Source organism: Paenibacillus sp. J31R30, from assembly GCF_059692115.1.
On record NZ_JCAUAV010000010.1, the window covers coordinates 1 to 15,196 of the forward strand.

Annotated in this window: 14 protein-coding genes and 1 pseudogene; 11 read left to right on the forward strand and 4 right to left on the reverse strand. The window is 50.8% G+C overall.

Translation table 11 applies throughout. The features are described 5' to 3' along the window. Positions 1 to 614: 614 nt before the first annotated feature. Positions 615 to 1,196 carry a TetR/AcrR family transcriptional regulator gene (locus AC58QO_RS25285; protein ID WP_497270417.1) on the reverse strand — a complete coding sequence of 194 codons (582 nt, stop codon included), beginning with the start codon at positions 1,194 to 1,196 and terminating at the stop codon, positions 615 to 617. A gap of 272 nt (positions 1,197 to 1,468) precedes the next feature. On the opposite strand from AC58QO_RS25285, the pseudogene AC58QO_RS25290 reads away from it, so the two are divergent. From AC58QO_RS25290 to AC58QO_RS25305, 4 genes and pseudogenes are all read left to right on the forward strand, one after another. Continuing rightward, a pseudogene (locus AC58QO_RS25290) lies at positions 1,469 to 1,669 on the forward strand (YiaA/YiaB family inner membrane protein); the annotation flags it as partial. Further along, a complete protein-coding gene (locus AC58QO_RS25295) occupies positions 1,661 to 1,942 on the forward strand; it encodes a YiaA/YiaB family inner membrane protein (RefSeq protein ID WP_497270752.1) in 282 nt (93 codons plus the stop codon). The pseudogene AC58QO_RS25290 and the gene AC58QO_RS25295, both read left to right, overlap by 9 nt. A gap of 88 nt (positions 1,943 to 2,030) precedes the next feature. Beyond that, entirely contained in the window at positions 2,031 to 2,678 is a 648-nt protein-coding gene (locus tag AC58QO_RS25300) for a hypothetical protein (RefSeq protein ID WP_497270419.1), read from the forward strand. A gap of 122 nt (positions 2,679 to 2,800) precedes the next feature. After that, a complete protein-coding gene (locus AC58QO_RS25305; protein WP_497270421.1) occupies positions 2,801 to 3,397 on the forward strand; it encodes an S-layer homology domain-containing protein in 597 nt (198 codons plus the stop codon). 80 nt (positions 3,398 to 3,477) lie between these two features. On the opposite strand, the gene xylA is transcribed toward AC58QO_RS25305, so the two are convergent. Next, on the reverse strand, positions 3,478 to 4,797 hold the full coding sequence (xylA, locus tag AC58QO_RS25310) for a xylose isomerase (protein ID WP_497270423.1): 1,320 nt from the start codon (positions 4,795 to 4,797) through the stop codon (positions 3,478 to 3,480). A 174-nt stretch (positions 4,798 to 4,971) separates the two neighbouring features. Here xylA and AC58QO_RS25315 point away from each other — a divergent pair, with 174 nt between their 5' ends. The 3 genes from AC58QO_RS25315 (at position 4,972) to AC58QO_RS25325 (ending at position 7,388) form a co-directional block, all read left to right on the forward strand. Then, positions 4,972 to 6,147 (forward strand): ROK family protein, encoded by a 1,176-nt coding sequence (locus tag AC58QO_RS25315; RefSeq protein WP_497270425.1) that lies wholly within the window; start codon positions 4,972 to 4,974, stop codon positions 6,145 to 6,147. Between the two features lie 145 nt (positions 6,148 to 6,292). Continuing rightward, positions 6,293 to 6,799, forward strand: a complete 507-nt coding sequence (locus tag AC58QO_RS25320) for a hypothetical protein (protein ID WP_497270427.1) — start codon at positions 6,293 to 6,295, stop codon at positions 6,797 to 6,799. A gap of 79 nt (positions 6,800 to 6,878) precedes the next feature. Further along, positions 6,879 to 7,388: a Crp/Fnr family transcriptional regulator gene (locus tag AC58QO_RS25325; protein WP_497270429.1), complete on the forward strand. Its 510-nt coding sequence runs from the start codon at positions 6,879 to 6,881 to the stop codon at positions 7,386 to 7,388. Between the two features lie 19 nt (positions 7,389 to 7,407). On the opposite strand, the gene hmpA is transcribed toward AC58QO_RS25325, so the two are convergent. After that, positions 7,408 to 8,625, reverse strand: a complete 1,218-nt coding sequence (gene hmpA / locus AC58QO_RS25330) for an NO-inducible flavohemoprotein (RefSeq protein WP_497270431.1) — start codon at positions 8,623 to 8,625, stop codon at positions 7,408 to 7,410. Positions 8,626 to 8,794: 169 nt separating this feature from the next. Here hmpA and AC58QO_RS25335 point away from each other — a divergent pair, with 169 nt between their 5' ends. Then, a complete protein-coding gene (locus AC58QO_RS25335; RefSeq protein WP_497270433.1) occupies positions 8,795 to 10,915 on the forward strand; it encodes a dihydroorotate dehydrogenase in 2,121 nt (706 codons plus the stop codon). Positions 10,916 to 11,685: 770 nt separating this feature from the next. Here the strand turns inward: AC58QO_RS25335 and AC58QO_RS25340 are convergent. Next, positions 11,686 to 12,321, reverse strand: a complete 636-nt coding sequence (locus AC58QO_RS25340; RefSeq protein WP_497270435.1) for an FMN-dependent NADH-azoreductase — start codon at positions 12,319 to 12,321, stop codon at positions 11,686 to 11,688. A 250-nt stretch (positions 12,322 to 12,571) separates the two neighbouring features. Here AC58QO_RS25340 and AC58QO_RS25345 point away from each other — a divergent pair, with 250 nt between their 5' ends. From AC58QO_RS25345 to AC58QO_RS25355, 3 genes are read left to right on the forward strand one after another with little or no spacing between them, the layout of a single operon-like run. Then, positions 12,572 to 13,612 (forward strand): agmatine deiminase family protein, encoded by a 1,041-nt coding sequence (locus AC58QO_RS25345; RefSeq protein ID WP_497270437.1) that lies wholly within the window; start codon positions 12,572 to 12,574, stop codon positions 13,610 to 13,612. A gap of 5 nt (positions 13,613 to 13,617) precedes the next feature. Continuing rightward, positions 13,618 to 14,493 carry an N-carbamoylputrescine amidase gene (gene aguB, locus AC58QO_RS25350; protein WP_497257900.1) on the forward strand — a complete coding sequence of 292 codons (876 nt, stop codon included), beginning with the start codon at positions 13,618 to 13,620 and terminating at the stop codon, positions 14,491 to 14,493. A 2-nt stretch (positions 14,494 to 14,495) separates the two neighbouring features. Then, positions 14,496 to 15,122, forward strand: a complete 627-nt coding sequence (locus AC58QO_RS25355; RefSeq protein ID WP_497270439.1) for a LysE family translocator — start codon at positions 14,496 to 14,498, stop codon at positions 15,120 to 15,122. Positions 15,123 to 15,196: the final 74 nt, after the last annotated feature.

Consider the following 15,196-nt stretch of genomic DNA (forward strand, 5'->3'; position numbering starts at 1 on the left):
GGCAGCATGCTAGCGCACAAAACTTGTGCGCAAGAGCGACATGCCGTGCATCGGCAGCATGCTAGCGCACAAAACTTGTGCGCAAGAGCGTTATGCCGTGCATCGGCAGCATGCTAGCGCACAAAACTTGTGCGCAAAAGCGTTGTGCCGTGCATCGGCAGCATGCTAGCGCACAAAACTTGTGCGCAAGAGCGACATGCCGTGCATCGGCAGCATGCTAGCGCACAAAACTTGTGCGCAAGAGCGTTATGCCGTGCATCGGCAGCAAGCTAGCGCACAAAACTTGTGCGCAAGAGCGTTGTGCCGTGCATCGGCAGCATGCTAGCGCACAAAACTTGTGCGCAAGAGCGTTATGCCGTGCATCGGCAGCATGCTAGCGCACAAAACTTGTGCGCTAGAGCAGTATCCTCGGCAGAGGCAGCCAATGTGTAGAACCACCGGGTACGAGAGGCATCATGCCTCTCGCAGCAGCACAGACGAGAATGCCGAGCCCGCGAGTCTGAGCCGTTTCTCAATGCAGCAAGCTGCCGGGATACAAAAGAACTGACTCCTTTTTGTTATCATGCGCTAGTGCATTTATTAGTGCTGAATAGTACTAGTTGTGACTAAAAAAATTACTTTAGCAAATGAGCTAAAGTAGTAAGCGTTTGCCTCAGCAAAGCCGGGTCTTGTTTCGCATGCTGTAGAAATAAAGCGCCTTCGATGGTTGAAACAATGAGCCCAGCGACAGCTTTTGTAGGAAGTGTAGGGGAAAACTCTTCTTTGCGCACACCTTCGAGGAGCAAGTCTTCGACTACATGCATTTGATCCTGAAAAAATAAGCCCACTTTCCGTCTGAGTTCGTCCGCCTCCTGCGGCATTTGCGTATACAGGGTGAGGAAGGGGCAGCCAGCTAAGAAGTTAGCTTCGGTGCCTGTCATGCTGTGAAGCAACAGGTCAAAACGCTCCTGAACATGTAAGTCTGAACGAGCTGCAATGTCTTGCATCATCTGCGTATAGCTCTGGATGAGTTGGTCGAGAATCGCGGTCAAGAGATCTTCCTTGCTTTTGAAATAATAGTAAATGTTCGTCTTCGACACCGTGCTTGTGAGCACGATTTCGTCCATGCTAGTGGCCAAATAACCTTTGGTCAGAAAGAGGTTCATAGCGGTCTGGAGTACAACATCTCGATTGGTTACTTTTTTTGTTTTCGTCATGAATAGTACTATAAAGTACTAAAAATAGAGTGTCAAATTATCCCTCGTCAGGTAGTTGGGGCGGGAAAAGGCTAATTTATCTACCAGTCCGAGCTGTAGTGATGTTTTCATCAATACAGAGTCACTCTGCGTGCAGGTGTATGGAAGGAAGTCTTAGGAGTAGGTACTATTGGAAAATAGTACTATTTAGAACGCTCGAAGCTCCCTATACTAAGTATCAAGAGCAAGTCATTCACAACGTTGCAGGGCAACGATAGGGGGATTTTAACATGATGAATCAGCGGAAACGGAATACAACAGCCTTCACTTTTATGGCGTGGGCATCTTTTATTGGAGCTTTCGTGGCAATGTTTATTGGGATATATACACTCGATGAATCGCTTAGCGTGAAAGGGTATTTTGCGGTGTGTGCGCTGTTTCTGACCATGTCGGCGTTCGTGCTGCAGAAGGTCATTCGAGACAATTTGGAGGATGGGTTCGAAGCCCGCAAACGGAATACATCGGCTTTTACATTCTTAGCGTGGAGCTCCTTCGCTTTAGCCTTGCTGGGCATGTTCATCGGCATTATCAATCTTGATCAGATTCTTTCCGTCAAAGGGTACTACGCAGTAACGGCTTTGTTCCTAACTATGTCCTCATTTGTTCTGCAAAAAACAGTTCGTGACAACAATGATGACGAATCGTTGAGCTCTGCACAACACGTACATGCGGCTTCCCATTCCAATGAAATCAAAGTGGAAGAGTAGTCTAGTTAACGCTGAAGCAGCCTATAGCTTATGACATATTGCCAACCTCCCTATCATCTAGTAATCTAGAAAATGGGAGGGATTTGGTATGATTAGGAAAATAAGTAAAGTAATCTCTTTGTTTTTGTTGATTAGCTGTCTCGGGTTTACCGTTCCTGCGCTGGCGGCAGAGCAAACTGTCACGAAGCCAGGCAGTATCACTTACGAGATGCTGGATATTAAGGTGCAGTATGCGGCCGAATTTACGGCTTATCCAGTAGCAATGGGAGGGAAGCCTACGGTTTCCATGTCTGTCTATGATGCTGTTTATAGCAACGCGGCCAAGCCGCTGCAAGTGCTGTATGGTGTGGTTAAACTGACGAATATGATGGGTTACTCTTTTACAGAGGAGTTCATCAGTGTTACGGATGGTGTGCATAGTGCTCGCGGTTTATCCAATGGTGGCAGCACGATTTACAATTTGAATAACCAAGTAAGAGGGCAGGAAACCGAGTTCGTGACAGGTAAAAAGCTAGCCGACAAAAGCGTCGTGAAGGACTACTCCGATGGCTGGAAAGCGATTAGACTGACGCGCAACTGGGATGATTACGGCAACCCGATGAATTTTGCGATCAGTTTCAAATGGGATTTGAAAGGATCAACGGATCCTTTTTTCCAAAGGCTAATCGAAACAGCCTATGTGATTGACCTCACCACACTTCGTCACAAGGGTGCGAATCAGGCGGTGCAGCGATGAGGGGATCCATTATCAAAAAGCTTGCTAGGACCATGGCTGGAGCCGTGCTTCTCTCGACTTTGCTTGCAGGGGGCGCTTGGGCTGCGGACGCTGGGATTAAGCACACAGCGGAAGCCGACACCTTGAACAAGCTGCAGCTGTTTCAAGGCACGGATCGCGGCTACGAGCTGGACCAGACGCTAACACGGGCGCAGGGCGCCACGATGCTGCTGCGTCTGTTCGGCTGGGAGACCGCCGCCGCGAATGCGCAAGGGCTGAGTTCGCCGTTCACGGACGTGCCGGCGACGCACTGGGCCGCGAAGTCCGTCGGCTTCGCGTTTAGTAAAGCGTTGGTGCACGGTGTCACCAACGATCAGTTTGCGCCGGATGCGAGCATTACCGGCGAGCAGTTCTTGGCGCTGACGCTGCGCGCGCTAGGCTATGCAGAGGCGGAGCCGCAGACGGCTAGCGAGCTTGCGGCGACAAGCGGACTGCTCGGCGCGAGCGACGCGCAGTTGATCGCGCAAGGCGCGGTGTTTCGCCGCGACGAGATGGTCGCGGTAGCGTATCGCGCCATCCAGACCAAGCTCAAGGGCAGCGCGCGCACGCTGCTGCAGAAGCTGGTCGAGGATGACAAGGCCGTGAGCGCCGAGGCTGCTGTGGCCAGCGGGCTTTATAAGAAGCCCGACAGCGACCCGATGGATCAGATCGAAGCGGCGATCCGCAATGCATTAAAATAGGAGCGTCTCACTTGTGACGCGATAAATTAAAAAGTCCCGCCCCAGCCAGAGGCTGAAGCGGGACTTTTGGTGTTAACTGATTAAGCGTTAAGCAAATATTGATTCACAGTTGCTTTGATCAATTCCAAACGGCCGGATTGGTTCACGATTGGTCCGTTATTTGCAAGTGCATAAGCTTCTAGTGATTTGAAGTCCGCTTTGCCAGACACGATGTCTGCGCCGATGCCGGACTTGAAGGAACCGTAGCGCGTGTCAAGGATGCCCTCGAATACTTTATCTTCGATCAATTTAGCTGCAACTTGCAAGCCGCGTGCGAATGCGTCCATACCAGCGATGTGTGCGTATACTACGTCGATTGGCTCGAAGGAAGTACGACGAACTTTCGCGTCGAAGTTCACGCCGCCACGGCCGATGCCGCCTTCGTTCAAAAGGATTTCGTACATCGCCATAGTCGTCGAGTACAGGTCAGTTGGGAACTCATCTGTATCCCAACCTAGCAACAAGTCGCCTTGGTTAGCATCGATGGAACCAAGAATGCCGTTAACGCGAGCTACACGAAGCTCGTGCTCGAACGTGTGACCTGCAAGCGTAGCATGGTTAGCTTCAAGGTTTAATTTGAAGTAAGGAAGCAGGTCGTATTTTTGCAAGAATGAAAGTGTTGTTGCTGCATCGAAATCGTATTGGTGCTTGGAAGGCTCTTTTGGTTTAGGCTCGATCAAGAATTGACCAGTGTAGCCGATTTCTTTGGCATAATCCACAGCCATGTGCAGGAAGCGAGCAAGGTTGTCGAGCTCAAGACCAAGATCCGTGTTCAAAAGCGTTTCGTAACCCTCACGGCCGCCCCAGAACACATAGTTTTCAGAGCCAAGCTCTTTCGCGTGATCCAAAGCTTTTTTCACTTGTGCTGCTGCGTATGCAAAAACTTCTGCATTGTTCGAAGTAGCAGCCCCGTGAACGAAGCGCGGGTTCGTGAACATGTTCGCTGTATTCCAAAGCAGCTTTTTGCCTGTGGAAGCCATTTTATCTTTGATCAAACCAACGATTTCATCGAGGTTTGCATTTGTTTCTTGCAGAGTGCTGCCTTCTGGCGCGATATCGCGATCGTGGAATGCGAAGTAGTCCACACCTAGAATGTTTAGAAGCTCGAAGCAAGCGTCAACGCGAGCTTTCGCCAGCTCTAAGCCGTCGTATTGGTCCCAAGCACGGATGTTAGTGCCAGCGCCGAATGGGTCAGAACCATTAGCAGAGAAGGAGTGCCAGTAAGCAACGGCGAAACGCATGTGGTCACGCATTGTTTTGCCTAGAATAACTTGATCTGGGTTATAAAATTTAAAAGAGAGTGGGTTCGTCGATGTCGGTCCCTCGTAATTAACTGGTTGAATGTTGTCAAAGTAGCTCATGAATTCAGCCTCCGTATAAATGAATGATAAATGCTTATGAAGTCATCATAGCATCATTCGAATAGTTTGTAAATTCATTAAACAAACTTAGTTGATGCGCGAAAAAGTCTTCTATGTTAGAATCATTTTCATAGCGAATGACTCGCAGCATTTGGAACGGTATGGAGGATAACCATGAAACAGACAGGCGACTTAAACCTCGTGAAAAAAATAAATAAAACAATCGTGTTGCATCACATTCGCACGGACTCACCGATCTCACGCGCTAGAATCGCAGAGATTACCGGACTGACGAAAGCGACGGTATCCAGTCTCGTGAATGAACTCATCGAGAGCTCCCTTGCCCAGGAGATCGGTGTAGGGGAATCGAGCGGCGGGCGTAAGCCAATGATGCTGCTGTTTAACGGTACGGCGGGATATGCGATTGGCGTTGATCTTGGCGTGCATGACATGTTGGCTGTGCTTACCGACTTGACGGGTAAAGTGATTCGCGAAAGACGCATCCAGCATCACAATGAGTCCGTGGAGCAGGTGACCCACTTACTGAAAACGACGATCCGTGAGCTGGTTGAAACAGCGCCAGAGAGCGTTTATGGCGTGATTGGTATCGGTCTTGGCGTGCCAGGCATCTGCGATGAAGAGGGGAATCTATTATTTGCCCCGAATCTAGGCTGGGAAAATGTGCCGTTGCAGGCGCAGCTGGAGGCTGAATTCGGACTCCCAGTTGTTATTGATAATGAAGCGAATGCTGGGGCAGTAGGCGAGAAGCAGTTCGGCGCAGGCAAAGACACTGCGAATCTCATCTATGTGTCCATCGGAATGGGGATCGGTGCGGGCATTATTATTAAAAACGAGCTGTATCGCGGGGCGACGGGTTTCGCTGGCGAGATCGGCCACATCTCGATTCAGCATGATGGTCCGAAGTGCCGCTGCGGCAGCTTAGGCTGCTGGGAGCTTTACGCATCGGAGCATGCGTTATTGGAGCAAGCGGGGAAAGAGTTTGGGCACGAAGTTGACTTAGAGACTCTATTAAGCAAAGCGGAGAGTGGCGACGCAGGGGTCATCAAGCTTTTTGAGCGGCTGGGCTACTACCTCGGTGTCGGCGTTGTGAACATCATTAACGGATATAATCCAGAGTTTATTATTCTTGGCGGACGGCTGGCTGGCGGCGAGAAGTGGCTCATGAAGCCTTTGCTGGAGCTGTTGGAAAAGCGTTCACTACCACATCCGCGTAAGCAGCTGAAGGTGGAGTTTTCAGAGCTTCGAGATCGGTCGACGGTGCTTGGGGCGGCGTCTTTTGCTGTGGCCAAGTTCTTTGCGTCGACAACAGTGTCGGTGGATCAGAGCTAATAAAGCGACATACGAGGTAGCAATGATATTACATGACATGTAAAGTTATTGACTGAATCTCTGTCTATTTTGTAAAATGGGAGAGGTCTGATTTAGAACGTGAATGGCCTCATGAATCCCTTATAGAAAAGGACGGGAACCAACGATGATTCTTCGTTCGCTTATCATTTGCTGTTATTTGATGGGAGCCTATTGGGCATCCTATCACTTTCCATCGATGAAGATGGTCTTTTACCCAACGCTGGGGGCATTTAGTTTTCTATTCATGCATCGCGTCGACAACATCAAGGAAATTCGCCGGATTATTATCGGAGCCATTATCGCGGTTACGATGGGAAGTCTTTTTTATACAATCAGCACGGGAGCTATTTCCTTCTTCCTGACAGCCCTCGTGACGATCACGTTAATCCAATTTTTCAAATGGAATGCGGCGCCGATCCTGGCAGTCTCGTTCATCCCTTATTTCGCACATCCTGTCTCCATGTGGGTACTGCCGATTGCGGTTTTTGTATCACTGACAGGGTTGCTGATCTCGATTTGGCTCATTGGCAAGGTCGAGCAGTTGAGTTGGTACGTGAGCTTATCGGGAAAAATAGCACAGATACGCCAGTTAGTTCGTGCACCTTTTGAACCGTTGAAAAAAGAGCTATAGCGTTGCCATCAGTGTAATAATGAAAAGCGATCAGCCCAAGGTGCTGTCGCTTTTTTTGCACATAAAAGGAGAAGCAAAGATGAAACTGCACAAGGGAGAAATCCTGTTCCGCCAAGGAGAGTCTGGCTCACTTTTCAAGCTGCATACAGGTCTTATGAAAATCGTTCGCTCGCATGAAGACGGAAATACGACGCTCGTCAATATCATTGTGCCTGGTGAGACGATACCGCATCATTCGCTGATTAGTCCGAGTGCCTATTATGCAACCGCGATTGCGCTGGTCACGAGTGAGGTTGAAGTGCTGCCTGCTGAGCCTTTGTATGAGGACTTAGAACGCAATCCGGAACATTTTCGCACGATTGCGCGACAGTTACAGGACAAGCTGCGCATGATGCAGCAGCGGATCGATCAACTGACGGAAATCACTCCAGCAGCGAAGCTGTTAAAAATGGAACAATGGTTTCAACAGTATATAGGAAACTTGAAGCTGACCGACGTGCTGACACAAGAGGAAATCGGCCAGTTCATAGGGCTTCGCCGAGAAACCGTGAATCGGCTGCTACGTGAAACAGGGAGGAAGAGCGAGTAAGCTCTTTCTCCCTGTTTTGTTAGGAAAGCGCGCCTGCGGGACCGAAGAATTCGTAACGACGATCCGCCTCCGCAACGCCCCACGCGATGAGCGATTGATTGACCGTTTTCATGAACGGCAAAGGTCCACAGAAGTAAAAGCTGCCATCCACCGTCGGTACAAGGCTTTGGATCCAAGCTAGATCGAGATAGCCCTCTTTGTGGTACGCCTGCTCACGGATATCAGCAACTGTCGGTTGAGCATAGCACCAAGCAATTGTGACTTGAGGGTGCTCCTTAGCCAGCTGTTCGACTTCTGTACGGAGCGCATGATGCCCCCCATTTTGAGCGGCATGGATAAAAGTAACCTTCCGATTCGGCTGCGTCGTGACAAGTGAATGCAGCATGCTCACCATCGGGGTGAGTCCTACACCGCCGCTAAGAAGTGTAATAGGTCGAGTATCCGCTGTATCTAGTGTAAAGTCGCCTGCTGGCGCGGATAGCCAGAGGACATCGCCTTCTTGAACCTGGTTGTGCAAATAGACGGAAACTTTGCCTGCAGGGACAGCTGGATTCGTGTCTTCGCGTTTAACCGAGATCCGGTAGAAAGGCTGACCCGATGCATGAGAAAGGCTGTATTGCCGAATATGCGTGTGGTCATCGCCTGGGACTTGAACGCGGACACTGACGTACTGTCCAGCTTCAAAATTAGCAATAGGCCCTTGATCCTGTGGCTTCAGGTAAAAGGATGTGATGACGTCGCTTTCTCGGTCTTTTCGAGCGATTACGAACGGTCTGAAATCCGACCATCCCCCAGGCTGCAAGGCGGAATTCGCATACATATCAGACTCAATGCCAATAAAGGCGCTGGCGATGACTCCGTAAGCTTCAGCCCAAGCCCCCAAAATCTCGTCCGTTGCGGCATCGCCAAGGATTTCTTTAATCGCGCCTAGCAAATGCTCCCCGACGATAGGATATTGCTCGGGTTTGACGCCAAGACTGCGATGCTTATGCGCGATTTGTTTCACTGCGGGCAGAATGGCTTCCAACCGATCAATATGCACGGCTGCTGCGTAGACGGCGTTGGCGAGAGCGGATTGCTGTCTGCCTTGCTTTTGATTGGCGTGATTAAAAAGATTCAACAGCTCCGGATGAGCCGTGAACAGTCTTTCGTAGAATCGTTTGGTTATCGCTACACCATGAACTTCGAGTACAGGCACAGTGGATTTAATGATACGGATGGTTTGTTCGCTTAGCATGTGGGATCATCTCATTTCCAATAGAATGACTTTATGCCTTTAGTATAACGAACAAGAGGAGGGTACCCCTGTGATTAGAATCACAGGGAATCGCAACAAAGTGTGTCTATGGGCAACGAAAGAGATAAGCGATATACTGGGTATAACATCCAAATGAGGGAGGCGGCCTATGCCCGACTGGTCGTATCATACGTTATTTAAACCGGTGCTTTTTCGCCTTAGCGGGCGGAGGGCTAGGGATCTCACTCTGCATGCGATAGGCGGGCTAAGCCGCATACCTGGCGGTACCTTTGTCATTCGCACGATGGGCCACATGGAAATGTCGCCGCATCTGGCGAGCGAGCTGGCAGGCGTGCCGATTGCCTGCCCAGTCGGCCTTAGCGGCGGGCTTGACCCGCACGGTACCGCACACAAGGCACTCGCCCAGTTCGGGCTCGTGTTCATCGAGCTCGGGCCCGTGACGGCCCGAATGGTGGAGAGCCATGCATCGATTACTCGCATGGCGGAAGAGGAAGCCATCGTCTACTCCGATGGCTATGAGAACGACGGCGCGGACGCGATCGCCGCGCGCCTGCGCAAGGGCACGGGGCATCGACTGCCGCACTTCGTGCGGCTGCGGCCGATGCCGGGGAGCTCGCCGCGCGAAGCGCTTGATGAGCAGCGGGAGCTGCTCTTCAAGTTAGCGCCGTACGCGGCGGGGTTCACCCTCGATGGCCTCGCCGAAGGCTGGCCATCGGCAACGGCTTTGGCGTACCTCGCGGAGGTACGCCAGCTGGTTGAAGCGGCAGCCCCGGGCAGGCCGGTGCTGTTGTATGTGCCGCAGCAGCTCCCAGCGGGGGAGCTGCGTGCGATCTTGGACACCGCGCGAAGCTTCAGCGGTGTCGTCCTCGGCGACGCGCAGCGGGAGCCGGGCACTCGCCGCGAGCGCGTCGGCGGCGGTGCTGCCTTGCTCAGCGCGCAGCTGAGCAAGGTTCGGCTGCTGCGCGAGACGCTGGGCGAGCGCAGCGCGATTGTGGCGGCTGGCGGCGTGCATCAGCCGGAAGACGCGCTCGCGCTGCTGGCAGCAGGAGCGACTAGCGTGATGCTGCACAGCGGGCTCGTTTATGCGGGGCCAGGGCTGCCGAAGCGCATTAATGAAGCGATCCTGTATGATCGCGTCACAGCACCTGTGACCTCCACGGAAGCTGTGGCTGAGCCGAACGAAGTCAGTGTTCACTCATACGAGCTGGCTTCCAATTCCAAAGCCGCTGTCGTTACGTCTTCCGCCCCGTCGACCACTCCTCAGCTAAGGGAGAGCCTTTCCTTTCTGCCTTCAGCGTCTTTCCTGCCAACCCCTTCCTTCTGGGCGAACTGGGGGTGGATGAGCCTGCTAGGATTAGGTATGATGATCGGCGGTGTGCTGGCATGGTTTATTGCAGCGACAACGGTGCTTTTGCCTTATGATGAAGACTTTTTGGGTAAATCACGCAGTGAAATTATCCATTTCAATACACATCTGCTTCATTTCATGTCTCATGATCGCATTACCTTAGCGGGTACGATGATCTCGATTGGTATTTTCTATTATCAGCTAGCTCATCACGGCTTACGATACGGGCTGCATTGGGCACGTACGGCAGTCATAACCTCGTGTGCCGTTGGTTTTAGTAGTTTCTTTCTCTATCTCGGCTACGGATATTTTGATCCGCTGCATGCGGCTGCAGCGATTATACTGCTCCCTATGCTGTTGCTTACGCTGCGTGGTTTGAAAGATCACCCGTCTCGTAAGCCGCCCGGCCTACGAAATGATCGGGTTTGGCTAAGGGCACAGTGGGGGCAATGCTGTTTTGTAGTACTTGGCTTCGGCTTGGGGATTGGAGGACTCACCATATCGATCGTCGGGATTACAGGCGTATTCGTCCCGAGTGATTTGGCGTATTTGGGTTTAACTACTTCACAGCTCTCTGCTTGGAGTGACACAATTATTCCGCTCGTTGCACATGATCGTGCGGGTTTTGGCGGTGCGCTGTTTTCACTGGCTGTGGCGATAACCGCTTCGGCGCTCTGGGGTATTAATCAGGGCGAAGGCTGGTTGTGGTGGACATTCCTCTGGGGTGGCATGCCAGGCTTCGTGGCGGGGCTACTCGTTCATGCGCATATTGGCTATACGGATTTTGTGCATTTGCTGCCTGTCTACATAGCTGTGCTGCTCTTTATAACTGGTCTATATCTAACGTATCCTTATTTAGTAGGTTCTACCCTTTCGAAAAAAGAAATGCCAACAGTTCAACTGAACCGTCGGCAGGAATAGATAGTAAAGAGGTCACCCTGATAGGGTGGCCTCGTGTTATTTTAGTAGATAACCTCTCGCCAGAAAAAGTGCCCCACGAACCCCGCTAAGTCGAAAAAATCGACTTACGCACCCCAAAAGTGCCCTTGAGATCCTCGCAAGTCGAAAAAATCGACTAACGCACCTCAAAAGTGCACCTACGGTCCTCGCAAGTCGAAAAAATCGACTAACGCACCTCAAAAGTGCCCTTACGGTCCTCGCAAGTCGAAAAAATCGACTAACGCACCTCAAAAGTGCACCTACGGTCCTCGCAAGTCGAAAAAATCGACTTACGCACCTCAAAAGTGCCCTTACGGTCCTCGCAAGTCGAAAAAATCGACTAACGCACCTCAAAAGTGCTCTTACGGTCCTCGTAAGTCGAAAAAACCGACTTACCCCAAAAGTGCCCTTGCGATCCTCGCAAGTCGAAAAAATCGACTTACGCACCTCAAAAGTGCCCTTACGGTCCCCGCAAGTCGAAAAAATCGACTAACGCACCTCAAAAGTGCCCTTACGGTCCTCGCAAGTCGAAAAAATCGACTAACGCACCTCAAAAGTGCCCTTACGGTCCTCGCAAGTCGAAAAAATCGACTAACGCACCTCAAAAAGTGCCCTTACGGTCCTCGCAAGTCGAAAAAATCGACTAACGCACCTCAAAAGTGCTCTTACGGTCCTCGCAAGTCGGAAAAATCGACTAACGCGCCATTAAAGTGTCCAACGGGTCACAGATCTGCCTGTCAGCTGCCCCTTCCTCAGAAGCTTTTCGCCAATTCCTGCGCTTTACTAATCGCATCAGCTTTAATTTGCTGCGCTTTATCAGGGAATTGGTTATGCCCCTCAACGAACAGACCTTGCGTTTCTGGAATACCGAAGAAAGCCATGATGATTGAGATATACCGATGACCCGATTCCATGCTAGCAGCAGGGCCTTCCGAATACACGCCGCCGCGCGCTTGGATATGCAGTGCTTTTTTGCCGGAGAGTAAGCCTACAGGACCTGCTTCGGTGTACTTAAACGTTTTGCCAGCTATGCAAAGAGCATCCAGATAAGCTTTCATCACAGGAGGAAACGAGAAATTCCACATTGGAGTAACGAAAACGTACTTGTCCGCGGCAATAAATTGCTCCGTAAGCTCATTAATTCGTCCTACCTTGGCGCTTTCATCGCTTGTTAAGGAGGAGAACTCCTGTCCGCTGCGCAGCTTGCCCCACCCGCTGAAAACATCCGCATCAATATGCGGCACTTGGACACGATACAAGTCAATAGGAATCACTTCGTCGTTCGGATTTGCTTCCCGAAATGCATCGATGAAAGCTTTACCCACAGCCATACTGTAAGAGGTTTGATGGTCATGAGGGTGAGCGGTAATATACAGAACAGTTGCCAAATGTGATCCATCCTTTCGGGTATGCTATCTAAGTAATCCTTTTCTAATGTTCATTAAAAGTACTTGAAATATGCTGGTAGGTAATGGTGAAAAAGTATCGGGTGTGAAGCATTGCAGGATAGCGACAAAGATTTGGTCATAGAACTACCTATTTACATTGAGCCTTAGCTGCTTTTGAGTTATGATGGGAGACGATGTTTTGAATTTCCTACGAGATTATTACCTAAATTAAGATAAAGTGAGATGACGAATGATGACGAAACCCAAAGATTTAAACTATAGCATGCCGGCAGAGTGGACAGAGCACGAGCGGACTTTCATTTCTTGGCCTGTACAAGCTTCGATGGTGTACCCAGAGGATCACGCGGTGGTGTCTCAGGGCTATGCGGATCTAGCAAAGGCAATTGCCGAATTTGAACCTGTTACCGTGATCGTTAACCCTTCGGATGCAGCGCAAGTGAAAGCGATGTTCACGGAGTCCAATGTGGATTTTCTGGAAATCCCGCATAATGACGCTTGGTTCCGCGATAACGGTCCGACGTTCGTATTGAACGAGCAGCAAGAAATCGCAGCAGTTAATTGGAAGTTCAACGCATGGGGCGGCAAATACGCGCCTTGGGATTTGGACGATAACGTAGCTCCACAAATCGCGGAGCACCATGGTGTGAAGCGTTTTGACGCTCCACTCGTTATGGAGGGCGGCTCCATCCACGTGGATGGGGAAGGTACCCTTTTGACTACGGAAGAATGTCTGCTTAACACGAATCGCAACCCGGATCTAAGCCGCGAAGAGATTGAAGCGCATGTCCGCAATTTCGTGAATGTGGAGAAAATCATCTGGCTGAACAAAGGGCTGGACGGCGACGAGACCGATGGTCACGTGGATAATATTGCTTGCTTCGCTGCTCCAGGCAAAATCATTCTGCAAGTCTGCAACGATCCTTCGGATGCCAACTATGCGATTACGCAGGAGAATTTGGAGATTCTCCGCAGCGCGACAGATGCAAAAGGACGCTCTTTTGAGATTATTCAAATCGAGCAACCGCCGCTTACATTCTTTGAAGAGCAGCGCTTGACGCTTAGCTATTTGAACTTTTATTTCGTGAACGGCGGCATTATCTTGCCGGTGTTCGGCGGGACGGCTGAAGAGACGGATCGCAAAGCGATTGAGGTGCTTCAAGCAGCGTTCCCAGAGCGTAGAATTCGCACAATTAACGGCATGTCCATTATTAAAGAAGGCGGCAATGTTCACTGCACGACGCAGCAAATGCCAGCCAGCAAGAAAGGGTGATTCCATTGAGAAAAGTGACAGTGGCAGCCACGCAAATGAGCTGTTCTGACAATATAGAAGCAAACATTGCCAAAGCGGAGAAATTGGTTCGTGAAGCCGCGGCGAAGGGTGCGCAAATTATTTTGATTCAAGAGCTTTTTGAGACGCCGTATTTCTGTCAAAAAGAAAAATCCGATTACTACCGCTTCGCAACGGAGTTGGAGACGAACAAAGCGATTAATCACTTCCGTGAAATCGCGAAAGAGCTTGCAGTCGTTCTGCCGATCTCCTTTTATGAGAAAAAGAACTATGCTCGCTACAACTCGCTTGCTGTCATTGATGCCGATGGTTCTGTGCTCGGCACATACCGCAAAAGCCACATCCCTGACGGTCCAGGGTATGAGGAGAAGTTCTATTTTAACCCAGGAGATACCGGCTTCAAGGTGTGGAAAACACGCTACGCCAAAATCGGCGTCGGCGTGTGCTGGGATCAGTGGTACCCGGAAGCTGCTCGCGTAATGGCGCTGATGGGGGCGGAGCTGTTGTTCTACCCGACGGCTATCGGTTCCGAGCCGCAGGATGGCTCTATTGATTCGAAGGATCACTGGCAAATGTGCATGCGCGGTCACGCGGCGTGCAACTTGATGCCAGTAATCGCATCGAATCGGATCGGCAAGGAAGAAGATGAGGATTCCAGCATCAACTTCTATGGTTCGTCTTTCATTGCAGGCCCGCAGGGCAATCTGGTGGAGGAAGCTGGGCGTGACGAGGAAACGGTTCTCGTTGCCGAGTTTGACTTGGATCAGCTGGAGATTCAGCGTATCGAGTGGGGGATTTTCCGCGATCGTCGTCCGGATCTTTACAAGAAAATCGCTACGTATGACGGTGAGCAGGTGTTTTAAACGTGTGGCTGATTCCCTTACTTAAAGGCCTTTTATTAGGTTTCTCCATCGCGGCACCTGTGGGTCCCATAGGAATCCTATGCATGCGCAGAACCCTGACGCTAGGCCGCTTGCATGGCTTTCTTTCTGGGCTGGGTGCAGCCACTGCGGATGCGATTTATGGTTTTATCGCTGGTTTCGGCTTGACGCTGATTACCAGCTTTCTTTTGGATCAAAAGGTGATCCTCCAGCTGGTCGGCGGTCTGTTCCTCGTCTATTTGGGCGTGCAAACCTTTCGCTCTAAGCCTGCGGCTGAAGCTGTGAAAGCAACAGGGGACACGCTGATCAAATCGTATGCGTCGACCCTGCTGCTCACGATTACGAATCCGATGACGATCATGTCGTTCGTCGGTGCCTTCGCGGGGCTTGGGTTAGGTGATAGCGCTGATGCCGGCTTCACGCCTGCAATCGCCTTGGTGATCGGTGTATTCACGGGCTCAGCGTTATGGTGGATGCTGCTGAGTTTGTTGGTTGGACTATTGCGTGAGCGGCTCAAAGGAGCGGCATTCCTATGGATCAACCGCATCTCGGGTGCGATGTTAACGGTGTTTGGTTTGTTTGCAGTATTGGGGCTACTCTTCCGGGAGTAGCCTTTTTTGTTATGTTATGGAATATGACATAGTCCCTTATTTTTTTATTTGCAGATGTCGATAAATGTAGGGTA

Coding starts and splice junctions, on each gene's coding strand:
- AC58QO_RS25285 (WP_497270417.1), bottom strand. CDS start 1,196: ATGACGAAAACAAAAAAAGTAACCAATCGAGATGTTGTACTCCAGACC.
- AC58QO_RS25300 (WP_497270419.1), top strand. CDS start 2,031: ATGATTAGGAAAATAAGTAAAGTAATCTCTTTGTTTTTGTTGATTAGC.
- xylA (WP_497270423.1), bottom strand. CDS start 4,797: ATGAGCTACTTTGACAACATTCAACCAGTTAATTACGAGGGACCGACA.
- AC58QO_RS25315 (WP_497270425.1), top strand. CDS start 4,972: ATGAAACAGACAGGCGACTTAAACCTCGTGAAAAAAATAAATAAAACA.
- AC58QO_RS25320 (WP_497270427.1), top strand. CDS start 6,293: ATGATTCTTCGTTCGCTTATCATTTGCTGTTATTTGATGGGAGCCTAT.
- AC58QO_RS25325 (WP_497270429.1), top strand. CDS start 6,879: ATGAAACTGCACAAGGGAGAAATCCTGTTCCGCCAAGGAGAGTCTGGC.
- hmpA (WP_497270431.1), bottom strand. CDS start 8,625: ATGCTAAGCGAACAAACCATCCGTATCATTAAATCCACTGTGCCTGTA.
- AC58QO_RS25335 (WP_497270433.1), top strand. CDS start 8,795: ATGCCCGACTGGTCGTATCATACGTTATTTAAACCGGTGCTTTTTCGC.
- AC58QO_RS25345 (WP_497270437.1), top strand. CDS start 12,572: ATGATGACGAAACCCAAAGATTTAAACTATAGCATGCCGGCAGAGTGG.